The organism is Variovorax sp. 05N34, from assembly GCF_056397405.1.
The window spans coordinates 1-501 of the sequence record NZ_JBFTNI010000033.1; the positions used below are offsets into that span (position 1 = coordinate 1).

Consider the following 501-nt stretch of genomic DNA (forward strand, 5'->3'; position numbering starts at 1 on the left):
GTGGTAGCCCACGTAGATGGCCAGCACGAAGATGATCAGGTTGATGACGGTGTGGGATACGGGGTCCATGGCGGCTTCTCCTCGGGCTTGGCGGTTCGCTTGTTCGCTTACTTCTTCGTGACCTGGCCGTCCTGGGCCATGCGGCAGGCAGCGACGATGTCGTCTTCGAGATCGATCTTCAGGCCGCCCTCCTTGGGCAGCACGAGCTTGAGGAAGTCGAGCACGTTGCGCGCGTAGAGCGACGATGCGTCGGCGGCCACCAGGGCTGCGAGGTTCGTCTCCCCGACGATCGTCACGCCGTGCCTGACCACCGTCTTGTCGGCTTCGGACAACGGGCAGTTGCCTCCAACGCCATCGGGGCCCTTCCCCGCGGCGATGTCCACGATGACCGAACCCGGCTTCATCGACTTGACCATCTCCTCGGTGATGAGCGTCGGAGCGGCGCGCCCCGGGATCAGCGCGGTGCTGATGACCACGTCGGCGAGCGCGACGCGCTTGGCC

At 65.5% G+C, this 501-nt stretch carries 2 pseudogenes; both read right to left on the minus strand.

Annotation, left to right across the window (positions count from 1 at the left end):
- Nucleotides 1-69 (minus strand): annotated as a pseudogene (locus AC1DMA_RS30120) (NAD(P) transhydrogenase subunit alpha); the annotation flags it as partial.
- A 38-nt stretch (nucleotides 70-107) separates the two neighbouring features.
- Nucleotides 108-501 (minus strand): annotated as a pseudogene (locus AC1DMA_RS30125) (NAD(P)(+) transhydrogenase (Re/Si-specific) subunit alpha); the annotation flags it as partial.